The organism is Cyanobium sp. ULC082 (assembly GCF_977927535.1).
Genome location: NZ_OZ376398.1, coordinates 1,044,472 through 1,057,131, shown reverse-complemented (window position 1 = coordinate 1,057,131; position 12,660 = coordinate 1,044,472). Strand labels below are relative to the sequence as shown.

At 63.3% G+C, this 12,660-nt stretch carries 23 protein-coding genes; all 23 read left to right on the top strand.

Going from position 1 to position 12,660, the window contains the following annotated elements:
• Positions 1-13: 13 nt before the first annotated feature.
• A complete protein-coding gene (rplP, locus tag ACXMDY_RS14600) occupies positions 14-487 on the top strand; it encodes a 50S ribosomal protein L16 (protein WP_259700786.1) in 474 nt (157 codons plus the stop codon).
• 2 nt (positions 488-489) lie between these two features.
• Entirely contained in the window at positions 490-705 is a 216-nt protein-coding gene (rpmC, locus tag ACXMDY_RS14595; RefSeq protein WP_259700785.1) for a 50S ribosomal protein L29, read from the top strand.
• Between the two features lie 17 nt (positions 706-722).
• Positions 723-974, top strand: coding sequence for a 30S ribosomal protein S17 (gene rpsQ / locus ACXMDY_RS14590; RefSeq protein ID WP_255089359.1), 252 nt, complete (start codon positions 723-725; stop codon positions 972-974).
• Positions 975-986: 12 nt separating this feature from the next.
• A complete protein-coding gene (gene rplN, locus ACXMDY_RS14585) occupies positions 987-1,352 on the top strand; it encodes a 50S ribosomal protein L14 (protein WP_255089360.1) in 366 nt (121 codons plus the stop codon).
• A 1-nt stretch (position 1,353) separates the two neighbouring features.
• Positions 1,354-1,710 carry a 50S ribosomal protein L24 gene (gene rplX, locus ACXMDY_RS14580; RefSeq protein WP_259700784.1) on the top strand — a complete coding sequence of 119 codons (357 nt, stop codon included), beginning with the start codon at positions 1,354-1,356 and terminating at the stop codon, positions 1,708-1,710.
• Between the two features lie 100 nt (positions 1,711-1,810).
• Positions 1,811-2,350 (top strand): 50S ribosomal protein L5, encoded by a 540-nt coding sequence (rplE, locus tag ACXMDY_RS14575; protein WP_259700783.1) that lies wholly within the window; start codon positions 1,811-1,813, stop codon positions 2,348-2,350.
• A 19-nt stretch (positions 2,351-2,369) separates the two neighbouring features.
• Positions 2,370-2,771 carry a 30S ribosomal protein S8 gene (rpsH, locus tag ACXMDY_RS14570; protein WP_259700782.1) on the top strand — a complete coding sequence of 134 codons (402 nt, stop codon included), beginning with the start codon at positions 2,370-2,372 and terminating at the stop codon, positions 2,769-2,771.
• Between the two features lie 14 nt (positions 2,772-2,785).
• The gene (gene rplF / locus ACXMDY_RS14565; RefSeq protein ID WP_259700781.1) at positions 2,786-3,325 is read left to right on the top strand and encodes a 50S ribosomal protein L6; all 540 of its coding nucleotides are present in this window, start codon (positions 2,786-2,788) and stop codon (positions 3,323-3,325) included.
• A 32-nt stretch (positions 3,326-3,357) separates the two neighbouring features.
• Positions 3,358-3,723: a 50S ribosomal protein L18 gene (gene rplR / locus ACXMDY_RS14560; protein WP_259700780.1), complete on the top strand. Its 366-nt coding sequence runs from the start codon at positions 3,358-3,360 to the stop codon at positions 3,721-3,723.
• A gap of 13 nt (positions 3,724-3,736) precedes the next feature.
• Complete coding sequence (gene rpsE, locus ACXMDY_RS14555; protein WP_259700779.1) at positions 3,737-4,393, top strand: 30S ribosomal protein S5; 657 nt, start codon at positions 3,737-3,739, stop codon at positions 4,391-4,393.
• A gap of 7 nt (positions 4,394-4,400) precedes the next feature.
• Positions 4,401-4,853 (top strand): 50S ribosomal protein L15, encoded by a 453-nt coding sequence (gene rplO, locus ACXMDY_RS14550; protein ID WP_259700778.1) that lies wholly within the window; start codon positions 4,401-4,403, stop codon positions 4,851-4,853.
• A 133-nt stretch (positions 4,854-4,986) separates the two neighbouring features.
• Positions 4,987-6,306: a preprotein translocase subunit SecY gene (gene secY, locus ACXMDY_RS14545; RefSeq protein WP_259700777.1), complete on the top strand. Its 1,320-nt coding sequence runs from the start codon at positions 4,987-4,989 to the stop codon at positions 6,304-6,306.
• Entirely contained in the window at positions 6,303-6,851 is a 549-nt protein-coding gene (locus ACXMDY_RS14540) for an adenylate kinase (RefSeq protein ID WP_259700776.1), read from the top strand. The genes secY and ACXMDY_RS14540 overlap by 4 nt, the downstream gene beginning before the upstream one ends.
• A 45-nt stretch (positions 6,852-6,896) precedes the next feature.
• Positions 6,897-7,010, top strand: a complete 114-nt coding sequence (rpmJ, locus tag ACXMDY_RS14535) for a 50S ribosomal protein L36 (protein ID WP_006173336.1) — start codon at positions 6,897-6,899, stop codon at positions 7,008-7,010.
• 93 nt (positions 7,011-7,103) lie between these two features.
• Positions 7,104-7,469 carry a 30S ribosomal protein S13 gene (gene rpsM / locus ACXMDY_RS14530; RefSeq protein ID WP_259700775.1) on the top strand — a complete coding sequence of 122 codons (366 nt, stop codon included), beginning with the start codon at positions 7,104-7,106 and terminating at the stop codon, positions 7,467-7,469.
• Positions 7,470-7,539: 70 nt separating this feature from the next.
• Positions 7,540-7,932 carry a 30S ribosomal protein S11 gene (rpsK, locus tag ACXMDY_RS14525; RefSeq protein ID WP_259700774.1) on the top strand — a complete coding sequence of 131 codons (393 nt, stop codon included), beginning with the start codon at positions 7,540-7,542 and terminating at the stop codon, positions 7,930-7,932.
• 51 nt (positions 7,933-7,983) lie between these two features.
• Entirely contained in the window at positions 7,984-8,922 is a 939-nt protein-coding gene (locus ACXMDY_RS14520) for a DNA-directed RNA polymerase subunit alpha (protein WP_259700773.1), read from the top strand.
• Positions 8,923-8,960: 38 nt separating this feature from the next.
• Complete coding sequence (gene rplQ, locus ACXMDY_RS14515; protein ID WP_259700772.1) at positions 8,961-9,311, top strand: 50S ribosomal protein L17; 351 nt, start codon at positions 8,961-8,963, stop codon at positions 9,309-9,311.
• Positions 9,308-10,171 carry a tRNA pseudouridine(38-40) synthase TruA gene (gene truA / locus ACXMDY_RS14510; protein ID WP_259700829.1) on the top strand — a complete coding sequence of 288 codons (864 nt, stop codon included), beginning with the start codon at positions 9,308-9,310 and terminating at the stop codon, positions 10,169-10,171. Before rplQ ends, truA begins: the two co-directional genes overlap by 4 nt.
• Before the next feature lie 114 nt (positions 10,172-10,285).
• On the top strand, positions 10,286-10,738 hold the full coding sequence (gene rplM / locus ACXMDY_RS14505) for a 50S ribosomal protein L13 (protein WP_259700771.1): 453 nt from the start codon (positions 10,286-10,288) through the stop codon (positions 10,736-10,738).
• A complete protein-coding gene (rpsI, locus tag ACXMDY_RS14500; protein ID WP_259700770.1) occupies positions 10,735-11,142 on the top strand; it encodes a 30S ribosomal protein S9 in 408 nt (135 codons plus the stop codon). Before rplM ends, rpsI begins: the two co-directional genes overlap by 4 nt.
• Before the next feature lie 8 nt (positions 11,143-11,150).
• Positions 11,151-11,417, top strand: a complete 267-nt coding sequence (rpmE, locus tag ACXMDY_RS14495; RefSeq protein ID WP_259700769.1) for a 50S ribosomal protein L31 — start codon at positions 11,151-11,153, stop codon at positions 11,415-11,417.
• Between the two features lie 105 nt (positions 11,418-11,522).
• Positions 11,523-12,626, top strand: a complete 1,104-nt coding sequence (gene prfA / locus ACXMDY_RS14490) for a peptide chain release factor 1 (RefSeq protein ID WP_259700768.1) — start codon at positions 11,523-11,525, stop codon at positions 12,624-12,626.
• Positions 12,627-12,660: the final 34 nt, after the last annotated feature.

Sequence of the window (12,660 nt, the reverse complement as noted above, 5' to 3'; positions counted from 1 at the left end):
GGAGACCTGAATCATGCTGAGTCCACGTCGCGTCAAATTCCGCAAACAGCAGCGAGGCCGCATGTGCGGCACCGCTACCCGGGGCAACACGATTGCCTTCGGTCAGTTTGCATTGCAAGCCCAGGAATGTGGCTGGATCACTTCCCGCCAGATTGAAGCCAGCCGCAGGGCCATGACCCGCCATGTCAAGCGGGGAGGGAAAATCTGGATTCGGATCTTCCCTGACAAGCCCGTCACGATGCGTCCTGCCGAAACCCGCATGGGCTCCGGTAAGGGCAACCCGGAATTCTGGGTGGCCGTGATCAAACCCGGTCGCATTCTCTTTGAGATGGGCGGTCCGGAAATCACCGAAACCATCGCCAAGGAGGCGATGCGCCTGGCTCAGTACAAACTGCCGGTCAAAACAAAATTTCTGGCCCTGGATGACCAGGCACCCGTGTCCACTCCAGAACCCGTTCTGGAAACCGTCCTCTCCGGGGACTCCTGACCATGGCCCGTCCTGACATCACCGAGGTCCGCAACCTCACCGACGCCGAGATCCAAGAACAGATCAGTGGCTGCCGCCGCGAACTGTTCGACCTCCGCTTCCAGCAGGCCACCCGCCGCCTGGAGCAACCACACCGCTTCAAGCAGAGCCGCATCAAGCTGGCCCACCTGCTGACGGTGCAGAAGGAGCGTCAGCGCTCCGCCCTGTCCGCCTCCTGATCCCCCTCATACCAACCATGGCACTCAAGGAAAGGGTCGGCACCGTCGTCAGCGACAAGATGGACAAAACGGTGGTGGTGGCGGTCGAAAACCGCTTCCCCCATCCCATCTATCAAAAGACCGTCAGCCGCACCACCCGCTACAAAGCCCACGACGAGGAGAACCGCTGTCAGGTGGGGGATCGGGTTCGGATCACCGAAACCCGTCCGCTCAGTCGCACCAAGCGCTGGGCCGTGGCCGAGGTTCTCAATCCATCCGGCGCAAGCTGAGCAGATCCCACCATGATTCAGCAAGAAACTTTCCTCAATGTCGCTGACAACAGCGGCGCCAAACGCATCCAGTGCATCCGGGTGCTCGGCACGAACCGTCGCTACGCCCATGTGGGCGATGTGATCGTGGCGGCCGTAAAGGACGCCATGCCCAACATGGGCGTGAAGAAATCGGATGTCGTGAAGGCCGTGGTGGTCAGAACCCGTGCCACCCTCCGTCGGGATACCGGCAACTCAATTCGCTTCGACGACAACGCTGCCGTGATCCTCGGCACCGACAACAATCCGAAAGGCACCAGGGTCTTCGGACCCGTTGCCCGCGAATTGCGTGAACGTAACTTCACCAAGATCGTTTCGCTCGCTCCGGAGGTGATCTGAGATGGCCACGGCAACCGTCAGAACCAAGCCCGCCGAGCGCATCAAGATGCGCATCCGCAAAGGCGACACCGTCAAGGTGATTGCCGGCAAGGACAAAGGCAAAACCGGCGAAGTGCTCCGCACCCTGCCGAATGAGAACAGGGCGATCGTGCAGGGCATCAACCTGCGCACCCGCCACATCAAACCCACCCAGGAAGGTGAGAGCGGCCGCATCGCCACCGAGGAAGCCTCTGTGCATGCCTCCAACCTGATGCTGTATTCCACCAGCGCGGCCGTGGCCAGCCGGGTGGAAATCGCCATCCAGGCCGACGGCACCAAGAAACGTCGTCTCAAGAAAACCGGCGAACTGATCGATTGATCCGTCAGCCGATCCAGTCCCGCTCCAGCTGCCACCCACGCTCCTTTCCTCCCTTCTTCGCTCTCTGACAACGTCCAGAAGCGCAACTCCTCCGCCCGCCATGTCACTCAAACAGCGTTACCGGGAGACGATCCAGCCCAAGCTGCTCAAGGATCTCAACCTCTCCAACATCCACGAAGTTCCCAAGGTGATGAAAGTCACCGTCAACAGGGGCCTCGGCGAAGCCGCCCAGAATGCCAAGGCTCTGGAGGCCTCGATCGCGGAGATGGCCACCATCACCGGTCAGAAAGTGGTGGTGACCCGGGCCAAGAAGGCGATCGCCGCCTTCAAGATCCGGGAGGGGATGCCGATCGGCGTGGCCGTCACCCTTCGTGGCGAGCGGATGTACGCCTTCCTGGAGCGTCTGATCAACCTGGCCCTGCCCCGAATCCGTGATTTCCGCGGCGTCAGCCCCAAAAGCTTTGATGGCCGCGGCAATTACACCCTCGGGGTTCGCGAGCAGATCATCTTCCCGGAAATCTCCTACGACAAGATCGACGCCATCCGCGGCATGGACATCACCATCGTGACCAGTGCCCGTACCGACGAAGAGGGCCGGGCCCTCCTCCGCGAGATGGGAATGCCGTTCCGCAGCAACTGAGCCCTCTTCGGACCCACCCATGGCCAACCACGACCCGATTTCAGACATGCTCACCCGCATCCGCAATGCGAGTGAGAAAAAGCACCAGACCACCAAGGTGCCTGCTTCCCGCCTCTCCCACAGCATCGCCAAGGTGCTCCAGAAGGAAGGCTTCATCGCCGAGATCAGTGAAGAAGGCGAAGGGGTGTTGAAGCACCTTGTGCTTGAGCTGAAATACAGCGGCAAGCATCGCCAGCCCACGATCCGCTCTGTCCAGCGGGTCAGCAAGCCTGGCCTGCGCATTTACAAGAACACGCGGCAGTTGCCCAAGGTGCTCGGCGGCCTTGGTGTGGCGATCATCTCCACCTCCAGGGGTGTGATGAGCGACCGTGATGCCCGCAAGCAGGGCGTCGGCGGTGAAGTGCTCTGCTACATCTACTGATCTGAGAGCCAACCATGTCACGTATAGGTAAAGCTCCGATTCCCATCCCCGACAAGGTGTCCATCACCTTGGATGGACTGGCGGTATCGGTCAAAGGTCCCAGGGGTGAACTCAGTCGCGTCCTTCCCGATGGCGTGGTGATCAGCGAGGAGAAGGGCACCCTGCTGGTCGCCGCGGCCGATGGAACCCGGCGCTCCCGGGAGCGCCACGGCCTCTGTCGCACCCTGGTGGCCAACATGGTCGAGGGCGTGAGCAAGGGCTTCACCCGCAAGCTCGAAATCATCGGGGTCGGCTACCGCGCCCAGGTGCAGGGCCGCAAACTGGTGGTGAGCGCCGGCTACAGCCACCCCGTCGAAGTCAACCCTCCCGAGGGCATCACTTTTTTGGTGGAGAACAACACCCAGGTGCTGGTCTCCGGTTCCGACAAGGAGCTGGTGGGCAACGAAGCCGCCAAAATCCGCGCCATCAGGCCACCCGAGCCCTACAAGGGCAAAGGCATCAAGTTCGAGGGTGAACGCATCCTGCGCAAAGCCGGCAAAACCGGCAAGAAATGAGGACGGCCTGAGCCTCCCTATCCCTACCTGCCATGTCCACCGTTTCCCGCAAACAGCAGACCCAGAAGCGTCACCGCCGCCTGCGTCGCCACCTCAACGGCACCGCCATGCGCCCGCGCCTGGCCGTGTTCCGCTCCAACAACCACATCTACGCCCAGGTCATCGACGACGAAGCCCAGAGCACCCTCTGCGCCGCCTCGACCCTCGACAAGGACCTGCGCACCAGCCTCGAGGCCAGCGCTTCCTGCGATGCCTCCGTGGCGGTGGGTCAGCTGGTTGCCCAGCGGGCACTGGCCAAGGGCATCCAGCAGGTCGTGTTCGACCGCGGTGGCAAGCTGTACCACGGTCGGGTCAAAGCCCTTGCCGACGCTGCCCGGGAAGCGGGCCTCGAGTTCTGAACCGGATCCAACCATGAGCGAAATCAACCAACAGATCCAGTCCAGCGAGATTCCCGGGGCCGCCGATGTTCCGGCCGCTGCCGAGGGCCAGCAGGAGCGGCGCGGCGGCCGGGGAGGTGCTGATGCCAAAGGAGGCGACCGACGCGGAGGTGGACGGCGGGGCGACAACCGCCGTGGCCAGGAGCGCGACTCCGAATGGCAGGAACGGGTGGTTCAGATCCGCCGGGTCTCCAAGACCGTCAAGGGCGGCAAGAAAATGAGCTTCAGGGCCATTGTGGTGGTCGGCAACGAACGGGGCCAGGTGGGCGTCGGCGTCGGCAAAGCCGGTGACGTGATCGGAGCGGTTCGCAAGGGCGTGGCGGACGGCAAGAAGCATCTGGTCAAGGTCCCCCTCACCCGCACCAGCTCGATTCCCACTGACAGCCGTGGCGTCGACGGGGCCGCCAGCGTGCTGATGCGCCCCGCGGCCCCGGGCACCGGCGTGATTGCCGGCGGTTCGATCCGCACCGTGCTCGAACTGGCCGGCATCAAGAACGTGCTGGCCAAACGGCTGGGCAGCAAAACCCCGCTGAACAATGCCCGCGCCGCCATCCAAGCCCTGCAGGTGCTGCGGACCCACAAGGAAACCGCCAAAGAACGGGGCATTTCCCTTGAGCAGATCTACTCCTGAGCCCGTGATGACACTCTCCCTTCAAACTCTCAAGCCCCAGGCAGGCTCACGCCGCCGCAAACTTCGCAAGGGTCGCGGCATCGCCGCCGGCCAGGGCGCCAGTTGCGGCTTCGGCATGCGTGGCCAGAAATCCCGTTCCGGCAGCCCAACCCGCCCCGGCTTCGAGGGAGGCCAGATGCCTCTCTATCGCCGCTTGCCGAAGCTCAAGCACTTCACCCTGGTGAACCCCAAGCAGTTCACCGTTCTGAACGTCGCCAAGCTGGCTGGGTTGAAAGCCGGCAGCCTGGTCAATCTGGATTCCCTGGTTGAGGCCGGGCTGGTCACCAGTCCGAAGCACCCGCTCAAGATCCTCGGCAACGGTGATCTCGGGGTCAAACTCACGGTGCAGGCGGCAGCGTTCACCAGCAGCGCCCGCGAAAAAATCGAGGCCGCCGGTGGTCAGTGCGACCTGATCGGCTGACCTCCGATCGGGTTGTTCCCGTGCTGTTCGACCAAGCTGTTTGACAAGCCTGAGCCGTCTGCCCGCCGATCCCCGGCTGAGCAGGCGGCTTTCAGCATTGCTGTCCTTCCTCCGACCTTCGCCCGTTCACACCATGCTCGTCAGCCGGGGGCGCAACCCCAGTGCAGGGGAAATCATCATTCAACTGATCCAGTCCAAGGGGCTGCGCGACAGGGTGCTGACCACCCTCGGCCTCTTGCTGCTGGTTCGCCTCGGGATCTACATCCCGGTTCCCGGCATCGACCGGGTGGCCTTTCAACAGTTCATCCAGCAGGGGGGGCAGCTGATCGGCTTCCTCGACATCTTCACCGGCGGCGGCATCTCGACGCTCGGCGTGTTCGCCCTCGGGATCCTGCCATTCATCAACGCCTCGATCATCCTCCAACTGCTCACCGCCGCCCTGCCCCAGCTCGAAGATCTCCAGAAGAACGAAGGGGAGGCCGGCCGACGCAAGATCGCCCAGATCACCCGCTACGTGGCACTGGGCTGGGGAATTCTTCAGAGCACCGTCTTCGCCCTGATTCTTCGGCAATACGCCTTGCCTGGCGTTTCCCAGCCTGTCTTCGTGATTCAGACCAGCCTCGCCCTGGTCACAGGCTCGATGGTGGTGATGTGGATCAGTGAGGTGATCACCGAGCGGGGCATCGGCCAGGGGGCGTCCCTGGTGATCTTCGTGAACATCGTGGCCACCCTGCCCCGGGCACTCGGCTCCACCGTGGAACTGGCCCAGAGTGGCGACCGGGCCACGGTCGGAGGCATCGTGATCCTGGTGCTGATTTTCCTGGTCACGATCGTCGGGATCATTTTCGTTCAGGAAGGCAGCCGCCGCATTCCGATCGTGAGTGCCAAACGCCAGGTGGGGCAGGTCAGCATGCTGGCCGCCCGTCAGAGCTATCTACCGCTCAAGTTGAACGCCGGTGGCGTGATGCCGATCATCTTTGCCTCTGCGGTGGTGTTCCTGCCCCTCACGATCGCCAACTTCACCCGATCACCCTGGCTGATCCGCGTGGCGGGCTATCTGAACCCGAACAGCAGCACCCCCTGGCTCTATGCCCTCGTCTTCTTTGCCCTGATCTGTGGATTCTCGCTGTTCTACGCATCGCTCACCGTCAATCCCGTCGACATCGCCACCAACCTGAAGCGCACCGGCGTCGCCATCCCCGGGGTGCGGCCGGGCAGTGCCACGGCCAGCTATCTCGGCGGTGTGCAGAACCGGCTCACCCTGCTGGGCGGCCTGTTCCTCGGTGCCGTGGCGATCATCCCCTCGGCCGTGGAGGGGGCCACCCAGGTCCGTACATTTCAGGGGCTGGGAGCCACCTCCCTGCTGATCCTGGTGGGAGTGGCCATTGACACAGCCAAACAGGTGCAGACTTACGTGATTTCCCAACGCTACGAAGGAATGGTGCGCGAATGACCCATCGAATTCTTTTTCTCGGTCCTCCCGGCGCTGGGAAGGGCACCCAGGCCGAGCGGCTTGCCGAGCAGCGGCAGCTCCTTCACCTCTCCACCGGCGAACTGCTCAGAGCCGAAGTCCAGGCAGGCTCTGATCTCGGCCGCGAAGCCGAGGCGGTCATGGCCAGCGGCGAACTCGTCAGCGACCAGCTGGTGCTGGCGATCGTTCGCCAGCGGCTGGAGACGCACCACGGCGGTTGGTTGCTGGATGGCTTTCCCCGCAACCTGGCCCAGGCCGAATCCCTGAACCTGCTGCTCGAGGAACTGGATCAACCGATCCAGCAGGTGATGCTGCTGGAGCTCGACGACGAGAGCCTGGTCGAGCGGCTGCTGGGCCGCGGCCGCGCCGATGACAACGAAGCGGTGATTCGCAACCGCCTCGAGGTTTACCGGCAGCAGACCGAACCCCTGATCGGGTTCTACCGGGAGCGGAAGCTGCTGGAGCCGATCGAGGCAACCGGCTCGATCGAGGAGATCGCCGCCCGGATCCTGGCTGCTGTGGTATAGCTCTGTGGTAAGTTAGCTGTTTGAAAAATTGGAGAGCCGCCGCCCATGAAGGTGCGTGCATCGGTCAAGAAGATGTGCGACAAGTGCCGGGTGATTCGTCGCCATGGCCGGGTGATGGTGATCTGCACCAATCCCAAGCACAAACAGCGCCAGGGCTGACCTGAGCAAAGCTCCACACAGGCGGTCCATTGAGATCGCCATGGCCCGGTGTTTCACTGGGCCGCCCCTTCTGCCCAACTGATCGTTTCATTCGTGGCTCGGATTGCCGGTGTTGATATCCCTCGTGACAAGAGGGTCGAAATTTCGCTCACCTACGTCTATGGCGTGGGGCTGACGCGGGCCCAGCAGATTCTTGCCAAAGCGGGGGTCAGCCCTGACATCCGTGTCAAGGATCTCGACGACGCCGACATTCAGAAACTGCGTGTCGCCGCCGAATCCTTCACCCTGGAAGGCGACCTGCGCCGCCAGGAAGGGATGGCCCTCAAGCGCCTCCAGGACATCGGTTGCCTGCGGGGCCGTCGCCACCGCATGGGTCTGCCGGTCCGGGGCCAACGCACCCGCACCAATGCACGCACCCGCAGGGGTGCCCGCAAAACCGTGGCCGGCAAGAAGAAGTAAGCCGACTCCCTGCCTGAGCTCCTGATTGGGGCGCTCAGCTCCTCCATTCCCCTACCACAGGCCACTGTCCATGGCGAAGCCAGCCAAGAAAACCGGCGCCAAAAAATCGAAGCGCAACGTACCGAACGGTGTTGCCCACATCCAGAGCACCTTCAACAACACGATCGTGTCGATCACCGACACGGCCGGCGAGGTGATCTCCTGGTCATCCGCTGGAGCCAGCGGATTCAAAGGGGCCCGCAAAGGCACCCCGTTCGCCGCCCAGACAGCAGCCGAGGCAGCCGGACGTCGCGCCCTGGAGCAAGGCATGAGGCAGATCGAGGTACTGGTCAGAGGTCCTGGTTCCGGCCGTGAAACCGCCATCCGCGCCTTGCAGGTCGCTGGTCTTGAGATCACCCTGATCCGCGATGTCACGCCTCTCCCCCACAACGGCTGCCGCCGTTCCAAGCGACGCCGGGTCTGATCCCGCTTGCCACACCAGCCTTCGGGCGTCCCTTCACACCACCTTCAGGCCGTGCATCAGTATCAGATCGACCGCGTAGAGCACCAGATTGCCGACGACCGCTCCCAGACCGGAGTGTTCGTGATCGGCCCCCTCGATCGTGGCCAGGCTGTCACCCTCGGCAATGCCCTGCGCAGGGTGCTGATGGGAGGCATGGAGGGCAGCGCCATCACGGCCGTGAGGATTGCCGGGGTGAACCACGAGTACGCCACCGTGCCAGGGGTTCGCGAAGATGTTCTCGACATCCTCCTGAACTGCAAGGAGGTCGTTGTCAACAGTCGCAGCCGCGACCTTGAAATCGGCCGCCTGGTGGTCAACGGACCGGCCACCGTCACAGCAGCCGATCTGCAGTTCTCTTCCCAGGTGCAGGTGATCGATTTCGATCGCCCGATCGCCACCGTGGCTGATGGCCACAGCCTGGAGCTCGAAGTTCACGTCGAGCGCGGCGTTGGCTACCGGCCCGTCGACCGCCACCAGGAAGACACCAGCTCCATCGATCTTCTCCAGATCGATGCGGTGTTCATGCCGGTGCGCCGGGTGAATTACACCGTGGATGAAACGGCCGTCGGCGAAGGCGGCTCAGCCCGCGAACGCCTCCGGCTCGACATTCACACCAGTGGCGCCATCACCCCGGATGACGCCATGGCCCAGGCGGCGAATCAGCTGATCGCCCTGTTCCAGCCCCTGGCCAGCCTCACCATGGTCGAGGAGCCTGGGATTGAGCCCGACGTTTCCGCCGAAAGCCAGATCCCTCTTGAGGAGCTGAACCTTTCGGTCCGTGCTTACAACTGTCTGAAGCGCGCCCAGGTCAATTCCGTTTCCGATCTGATGGGCTTCAGCTACGAAGATCTGCTAGAGATCAAGAACTTCGGCTCCAAGTCTGCAGATGAGGTGATCGAGGCTCTTGAACGCATCGGCATCTCCCTGCCCCAGAGTCGGACCACCGCCTGAGCGGCCGCCTTCCTCATTCCCTTCAACGCACCAGAACCATGCGACACCAGTGCCGAGTCCCTCTGTTAGGGCTCCCCGCCGACCAACGCAAAGCGCTGCTGCGTGGCCTGACCACCCAGTTGATCCGGGAAGGTCGTGTCACGACCACCAAAGCTCGCGCCAAGGCGCTTCGCAGTGAAGCCGAGCGGATGATCACCCTGGCCAAGGAGGGCAGCCTCGCTTCGCGCCGCCGGGCGATCGGTTACATCTTCGACAAACAGCTGGTCCACGCCCTGTTCGACAAGGCCCAGGAGCGCTACGGCGAGCGCCAGGGTGGCTACACCCGGATCATCCGCACCGTGCCACGGCGCGGCGACAATGCCGAGATGGCCATCATCGAGCTGGTCTGAACACCCCCCGGAGAATCGCTCTCTGCCTGCAATACGAAGGCTCAGCCTTCTGTGGATGGCAGCGTCAGAGGGGTCAGGCCAGTGTTCAGGCAACTCTTGAGGAGGCTCTGACGGCTCTTGATCCCCACAGGCCCATGCTCTGCGTGGCCGCAGGACGGACGGACAGCGGAGTTCATGCCGCTGCCCAGGTGGTTCATTTCGAGGCCGTCGGGCCGATTCCGGCCCAGCGCTGGCCCAAGGCCCTCAACGGTCGGCTGCCGCCGACACTCCGGGTGCGCGCCGCCGCCGAGGTCAGGCCTGATTGGCATGCCTGTTTTTCAGCGCATTACCGGCGCTATCGCTACACGATCTACAACGGCCGCACCCCCAACCTTTTCCTGGCTCCGTTCAGCTGGCACCTGCATCAGCGCCATCTCAACGAGCGAGCCATGGCACAGGCCCTTGAGGGGATGCTGGGCTACCACGATTTTGCGGCGTTCCGCAAGGCCGGAAGCCGCAGGAGTCATTCGCGAACCACGATCCAGGCCGTCCACCTGGAGCGGCAGGGGGATCAGATCATCATCGAGGTCCAGGCCAGTGGCTTCCTCTATGGAATGGTGCGATTCCTGGTGAGGCAGCTCGCCCTGGTCGGAGAAGAGAAACTGACACCAGCAGCCTTTGAACAGCGCTGGAGGACAAGGGCGCGGCAGGACGTCAAGGAGGCGGCCCCTCCCCAGGGGCTGTGTCTCCTGCGGGTGGGCTACGGCGAGGAGCTGTTCCCCAAAGAGCTCTGGTTCGATTGCCAACCACGGTTCGTCCTGGCCAGCACGGATCCACCAGCGGCGAGCCAGGGAGGGGGTCCCCATGACGAGCTAAGCTGAAAAGCTGTGAATGCACAAAGCGGAAGGCGCCTCAGCGTGTTCCCTGTACGTTCCAAACCTGTCCAGCCCCTTCCTGTGAGATGGGGCGTTATCTGAATCCGGCCTGCCGGCGCGATGAACAAGACCTCCGTTCCTTCCCTGGATTCCCTCGAGCGCCAGTGGTACTTGGTGGATGCTGAGAACCAGACCCTCGGCCGCCTGGCCACCGAAGTGGCCAGCGTGCTGCGGGGCAAGAACAAACCTTGCTTCACGCCCCACCTGGACACCGGTGATTTCGTCGTCATCGTGAACGCCGACAAGATCCGCATCAGCGGCAACAAGGCCAGCCAGAAGATCTATCGCCGCCATTCCGGCAGGCCCGGGGGCATGAAAACCGAAACCTTCACCGCCCTGCAGGCCCGTCTGCCGGAGCGGATCGTCGAAAAGGCGATCAAAGGAATGCTCCCCCACAATGCCCTGGGTCGTCAGCTGTTTCGCAAACTCAAGGTCTACAAGGGTGCTGAACACCCTCACGCGGCCCAGCAGCCCAAGATCCTGACCCTCGATCCTTCCGCCACCGCCCAATGAGCAGCCCATCCAACCGCGTTGTCTACTGGGGAACCGGCCGCCGTAAAACCGCCGTTGCACGGGTTCGGGTCGTCCCCGGCACCGGGACGATCACCATCAACGGACGCCCCGGGGACCACTACCTCAACTTCAATCCCAGCTATCTCGCAGCGGTGAAAGCCCCACTGGACACCCTGGGTCTTGCCACCGCCTACGACCTTCTCGTCAATGTCAAGGGTGGTGGCCTCACCGGCCAGGCTGATGCGATCAAGCAGGGAGCGGCGCGCGCCCTCTGTGAACTCTCCCCTGACAACCGCAAGCCGCTCAAGACGGAAGGTCACCTCAGCCGGGATCCCCGTGCCAAGGAACGCCGCAAGTACGGCCTCAAGAAAGCCCGTAAGGCTCCCCAATTCTCCAAGCGCTGACCCCTCCCATGCCCAAGGCCGACATCCACCCCACCTGGTATCCCGAAGCCAAGGTGATCTGCAATGGAGAAGTGGTCATGACCACCGGCTCCACACACCCTGAGCTCCATGTCGACGTCTGGAGCGGCAATCACCCCTTTTACACCGGCACCCAGAAAATCCTCGATACCGAGGGACGGGTTGATCGTTTCATGCGGAAGTACGGCATGGGTGGCGTTGACACGGCAGCCGCCAAGCCAGCTCCCGAAGCCAGCTCGAACGACACCGCTGCCTGACGCTTCGCCATGGCAGCGGATTCGGCTTCTCCAGAGGAGACCTGATCCATCCCTGGCTTGGCAGGTCGAACGATTTTTTCGTGCTGCTCTGGCGGATCTCGGCTGATGGACATCACCTTCCTGGCAGACCGGCTCCAGGCAGCCTCCAGCACTTTCGCGGCACTGGAACAACAGCTGGCCGACCCCGAGGTGGCCAGTGACCCCGTCCAGCTCGAGCGCTTCGCCCGGGAGCGAGCCCGGCTCGAACCGTTGGTGCTTGGCCAGGATCAACTGAAGCTCCTGGAGCAAGAGGCCGCAGAAGCGAGGCGTCTGCTCAAGGAAAGCCGCGGAGACCTCGACATGGAAGTCCTGGTTCAGGACGAGTTAAGTGATCTTTCCGGCCGGATCGAGGCGATCCGCGAACGGCTGATCCTGGCTCTGCTGCCCAGCGATCCCCGCGACGAACGCAGTGTGATGCTGGAAATCCGGGCAGGAGCCGGTGGGGATGAGGCCTCTCTCTGGGCCGGTGATCTGGCCCGGATGTACGAACGCCACGCCCAGAGCCTCGGCTGGTCTGTCCAACCACTGAGTGCTTCCGAAGCCGACCTGGGCGGCTATAAGGAGCTGATCCTGGCCATCCGTGGTCAGGGGGTCTACAGCCAGCTGAAATACGAGGCCGGAGTGCACCGGGTTCAACGGGTTCCCGCCACCGAATCCCAGGGTCGGGTTCACACCTCCACGGCCACCGTGGCGGTGATGCCTGAGGCCGATCCGGTTGAGGTGCGGCTCGACCCCGCCGACCTGGAAATCAGCACGGCACGATCCGGCGGTGCCGGCGGCCAGAACGTCAACAAGGTGGAAACAGCCGTCGACCTGTTGCACAAACCCACCGGAATCCGGGTGTTCTGCACCCAGGAACGCTCACAGCTGCAGAACAAGGAGCGAGCCCTGGAGATTCTCCGGGCCAAGTTGCTCGAACGGGAAAGGGCCGAAGCCGCCGCCACCGAGAGCTCAGCCAGGCGGGCCCAGGTCGGCAGCGGCGATCGCAGCGAAAAAATCCGCACCTACAACGTCAAGGACAACCGGGTCACCGATCACCGCCTGAATCGAAACTTCAGCCTGGAGCCCGTGCTGGCAGGCCAGCTCGGCGAGCTGATCGGGGCCTCCGTCGCCGCCGATCAGCGCAACCGGATGGAGAAGCTGGCAGCCGAGGCCAGCGGAATCAGCTGAACGGGCCACCCGCGCGCGGCGTCCCGACAACCCA

Excerpts from the sequence above, each read along its gene's own strand:
- rplP (WP_259700786.1), top strand. The coding sequence starts at position 14 with ATGCTGAGTCCACGTCGCGTCAAATTCCGCAAACAGCAGCGAGGCCGC.
- rpmC (WP_259700785.1), top strand. The coding sequence starts at position 490 with ATGGCCCGTCCTGACATCACCGAGGTCCGCAACCTCACCGACGCCGAG.
- rpsQ (WP_255089359.1), top strand. The coding sequence starts at position 723 with ATGGCACTCAAGGAAAGGGTCGGCACCGTCGTCAGCGACAAGATGGAC.
- rplN (WP_255089360.1), top strand. The coding sequence starts at position 987 with ATGATTCAGCAAGAAACTTTCCTCAATGTCGCTGACAACAGCGGCGCC.
- rplX (WP_259700784.1), top strand. The coding sequence starts at position 1,354 with ATGGCCACGGCAACCGTCAGAACCAAGCCCGCCGAGCGCATCAAGATG.
- rplE (WP_259700783.1), top strand. The coding sequence starts at position 1,811 with ATGTCACTCAAACAGCGTTACCGGGAGACGATCCAGCCCAAGCTGCTC.
- rpsH (WP_259700782.1), top strand. The coding sequence starts at position 2,370 with ATGGCCAACCACGACCCGATTTCAGACATGCTCACCCGCATCCGCAAT.
- rplF (WP_259700781.1), top strand. The coding sequence starts at position 2,786 with ATGTCACGTATAGGTAAAGCTCCGATTCCCATCCCCGACAAGGTGTCC.
- rplR (WP_259700780.1), top strand. The coding sequence starts at position 3,358 with ATGTCCACCGTTTCCCGCAAACAGCAGACCCAGAAGCGTCACCGCCGC.
- rpsE (WP_259700779.1), top strand. The coding sequence starts at position 3,737 with ATGAGCGAAATCAACCAACAGATCCAGTCCAGCGAGATTCCCGGGGCC.
- rplO (WP_259700778.1), top strand. The coding sequence starts at position 4,401 with ATGACACTCTCCCTTCAAACTCTCAAGCCCCAGGCAGGCTCACGCCGC.
- secY (WP_259700777.1), top strand. The coding sequence starts at position 4,987 with ATGCTCGTCAGCCGGGGGCGCAACCCCAGTGCAGGGGAAATCATCATT.
- ACXMDY_RS14540 (WP_259700776.1), top strand. The coding sequence starts at position 6,303 with ATGACCCATCGAATTCTTTTTCTCGGTCCTCCCGGCGCTGGGAAGGGC.
- rpmJ (WP_006173336.1), top strand. The coding sequence starts at position 6,897 with ATGAAGGTGCGTGCATCGGTCAAGAAGATGTGCGACAAGTGCCGGGTG.
- rpsK (WP_259700774.1), top strand. The coding sequence starts at position 7,540 with ATGGCGAAGCCAGCCAAGAAAACCGGCGCCAAAAAATCGAAGCGCAAC.
- rplQ (WP_259700772.1), top strand. The coding sequence starts at position 8,961 with ATGCGACACCAGTGCCGAGTCCCTCTGTTAGGGCTCCCCGCCGACCAA.
- rplM (WP_259700771.1), top strand. The coding sequence starts at position 10,286 with ATGAACAAGACCTCCGTTCCTTCCCTGGATTCCCTCGAGCGCCAGTGG.
- rpsI (WP_259700770.1), top strand. The coding sequence starts at position 10,735 with ATGAGCAGCCCATCCAACCGCGTTGTCTACTGGGGAACCGGCCGCCGT.
- rpmE (WP_259700769.1), top strand. The coding sequence starts at position 11,151 with ATGCCCAAGGCCGACATCCACCCCACCTGGTATCCCGAAGCCAAGGTG.
- prfA (WP_259700768.1), top strand. The coding sequence starts at position 11,523 with ATGGACATCACCTTCCTGGCAGACCGGCTCCAGGCAGCCTCCAGCACT.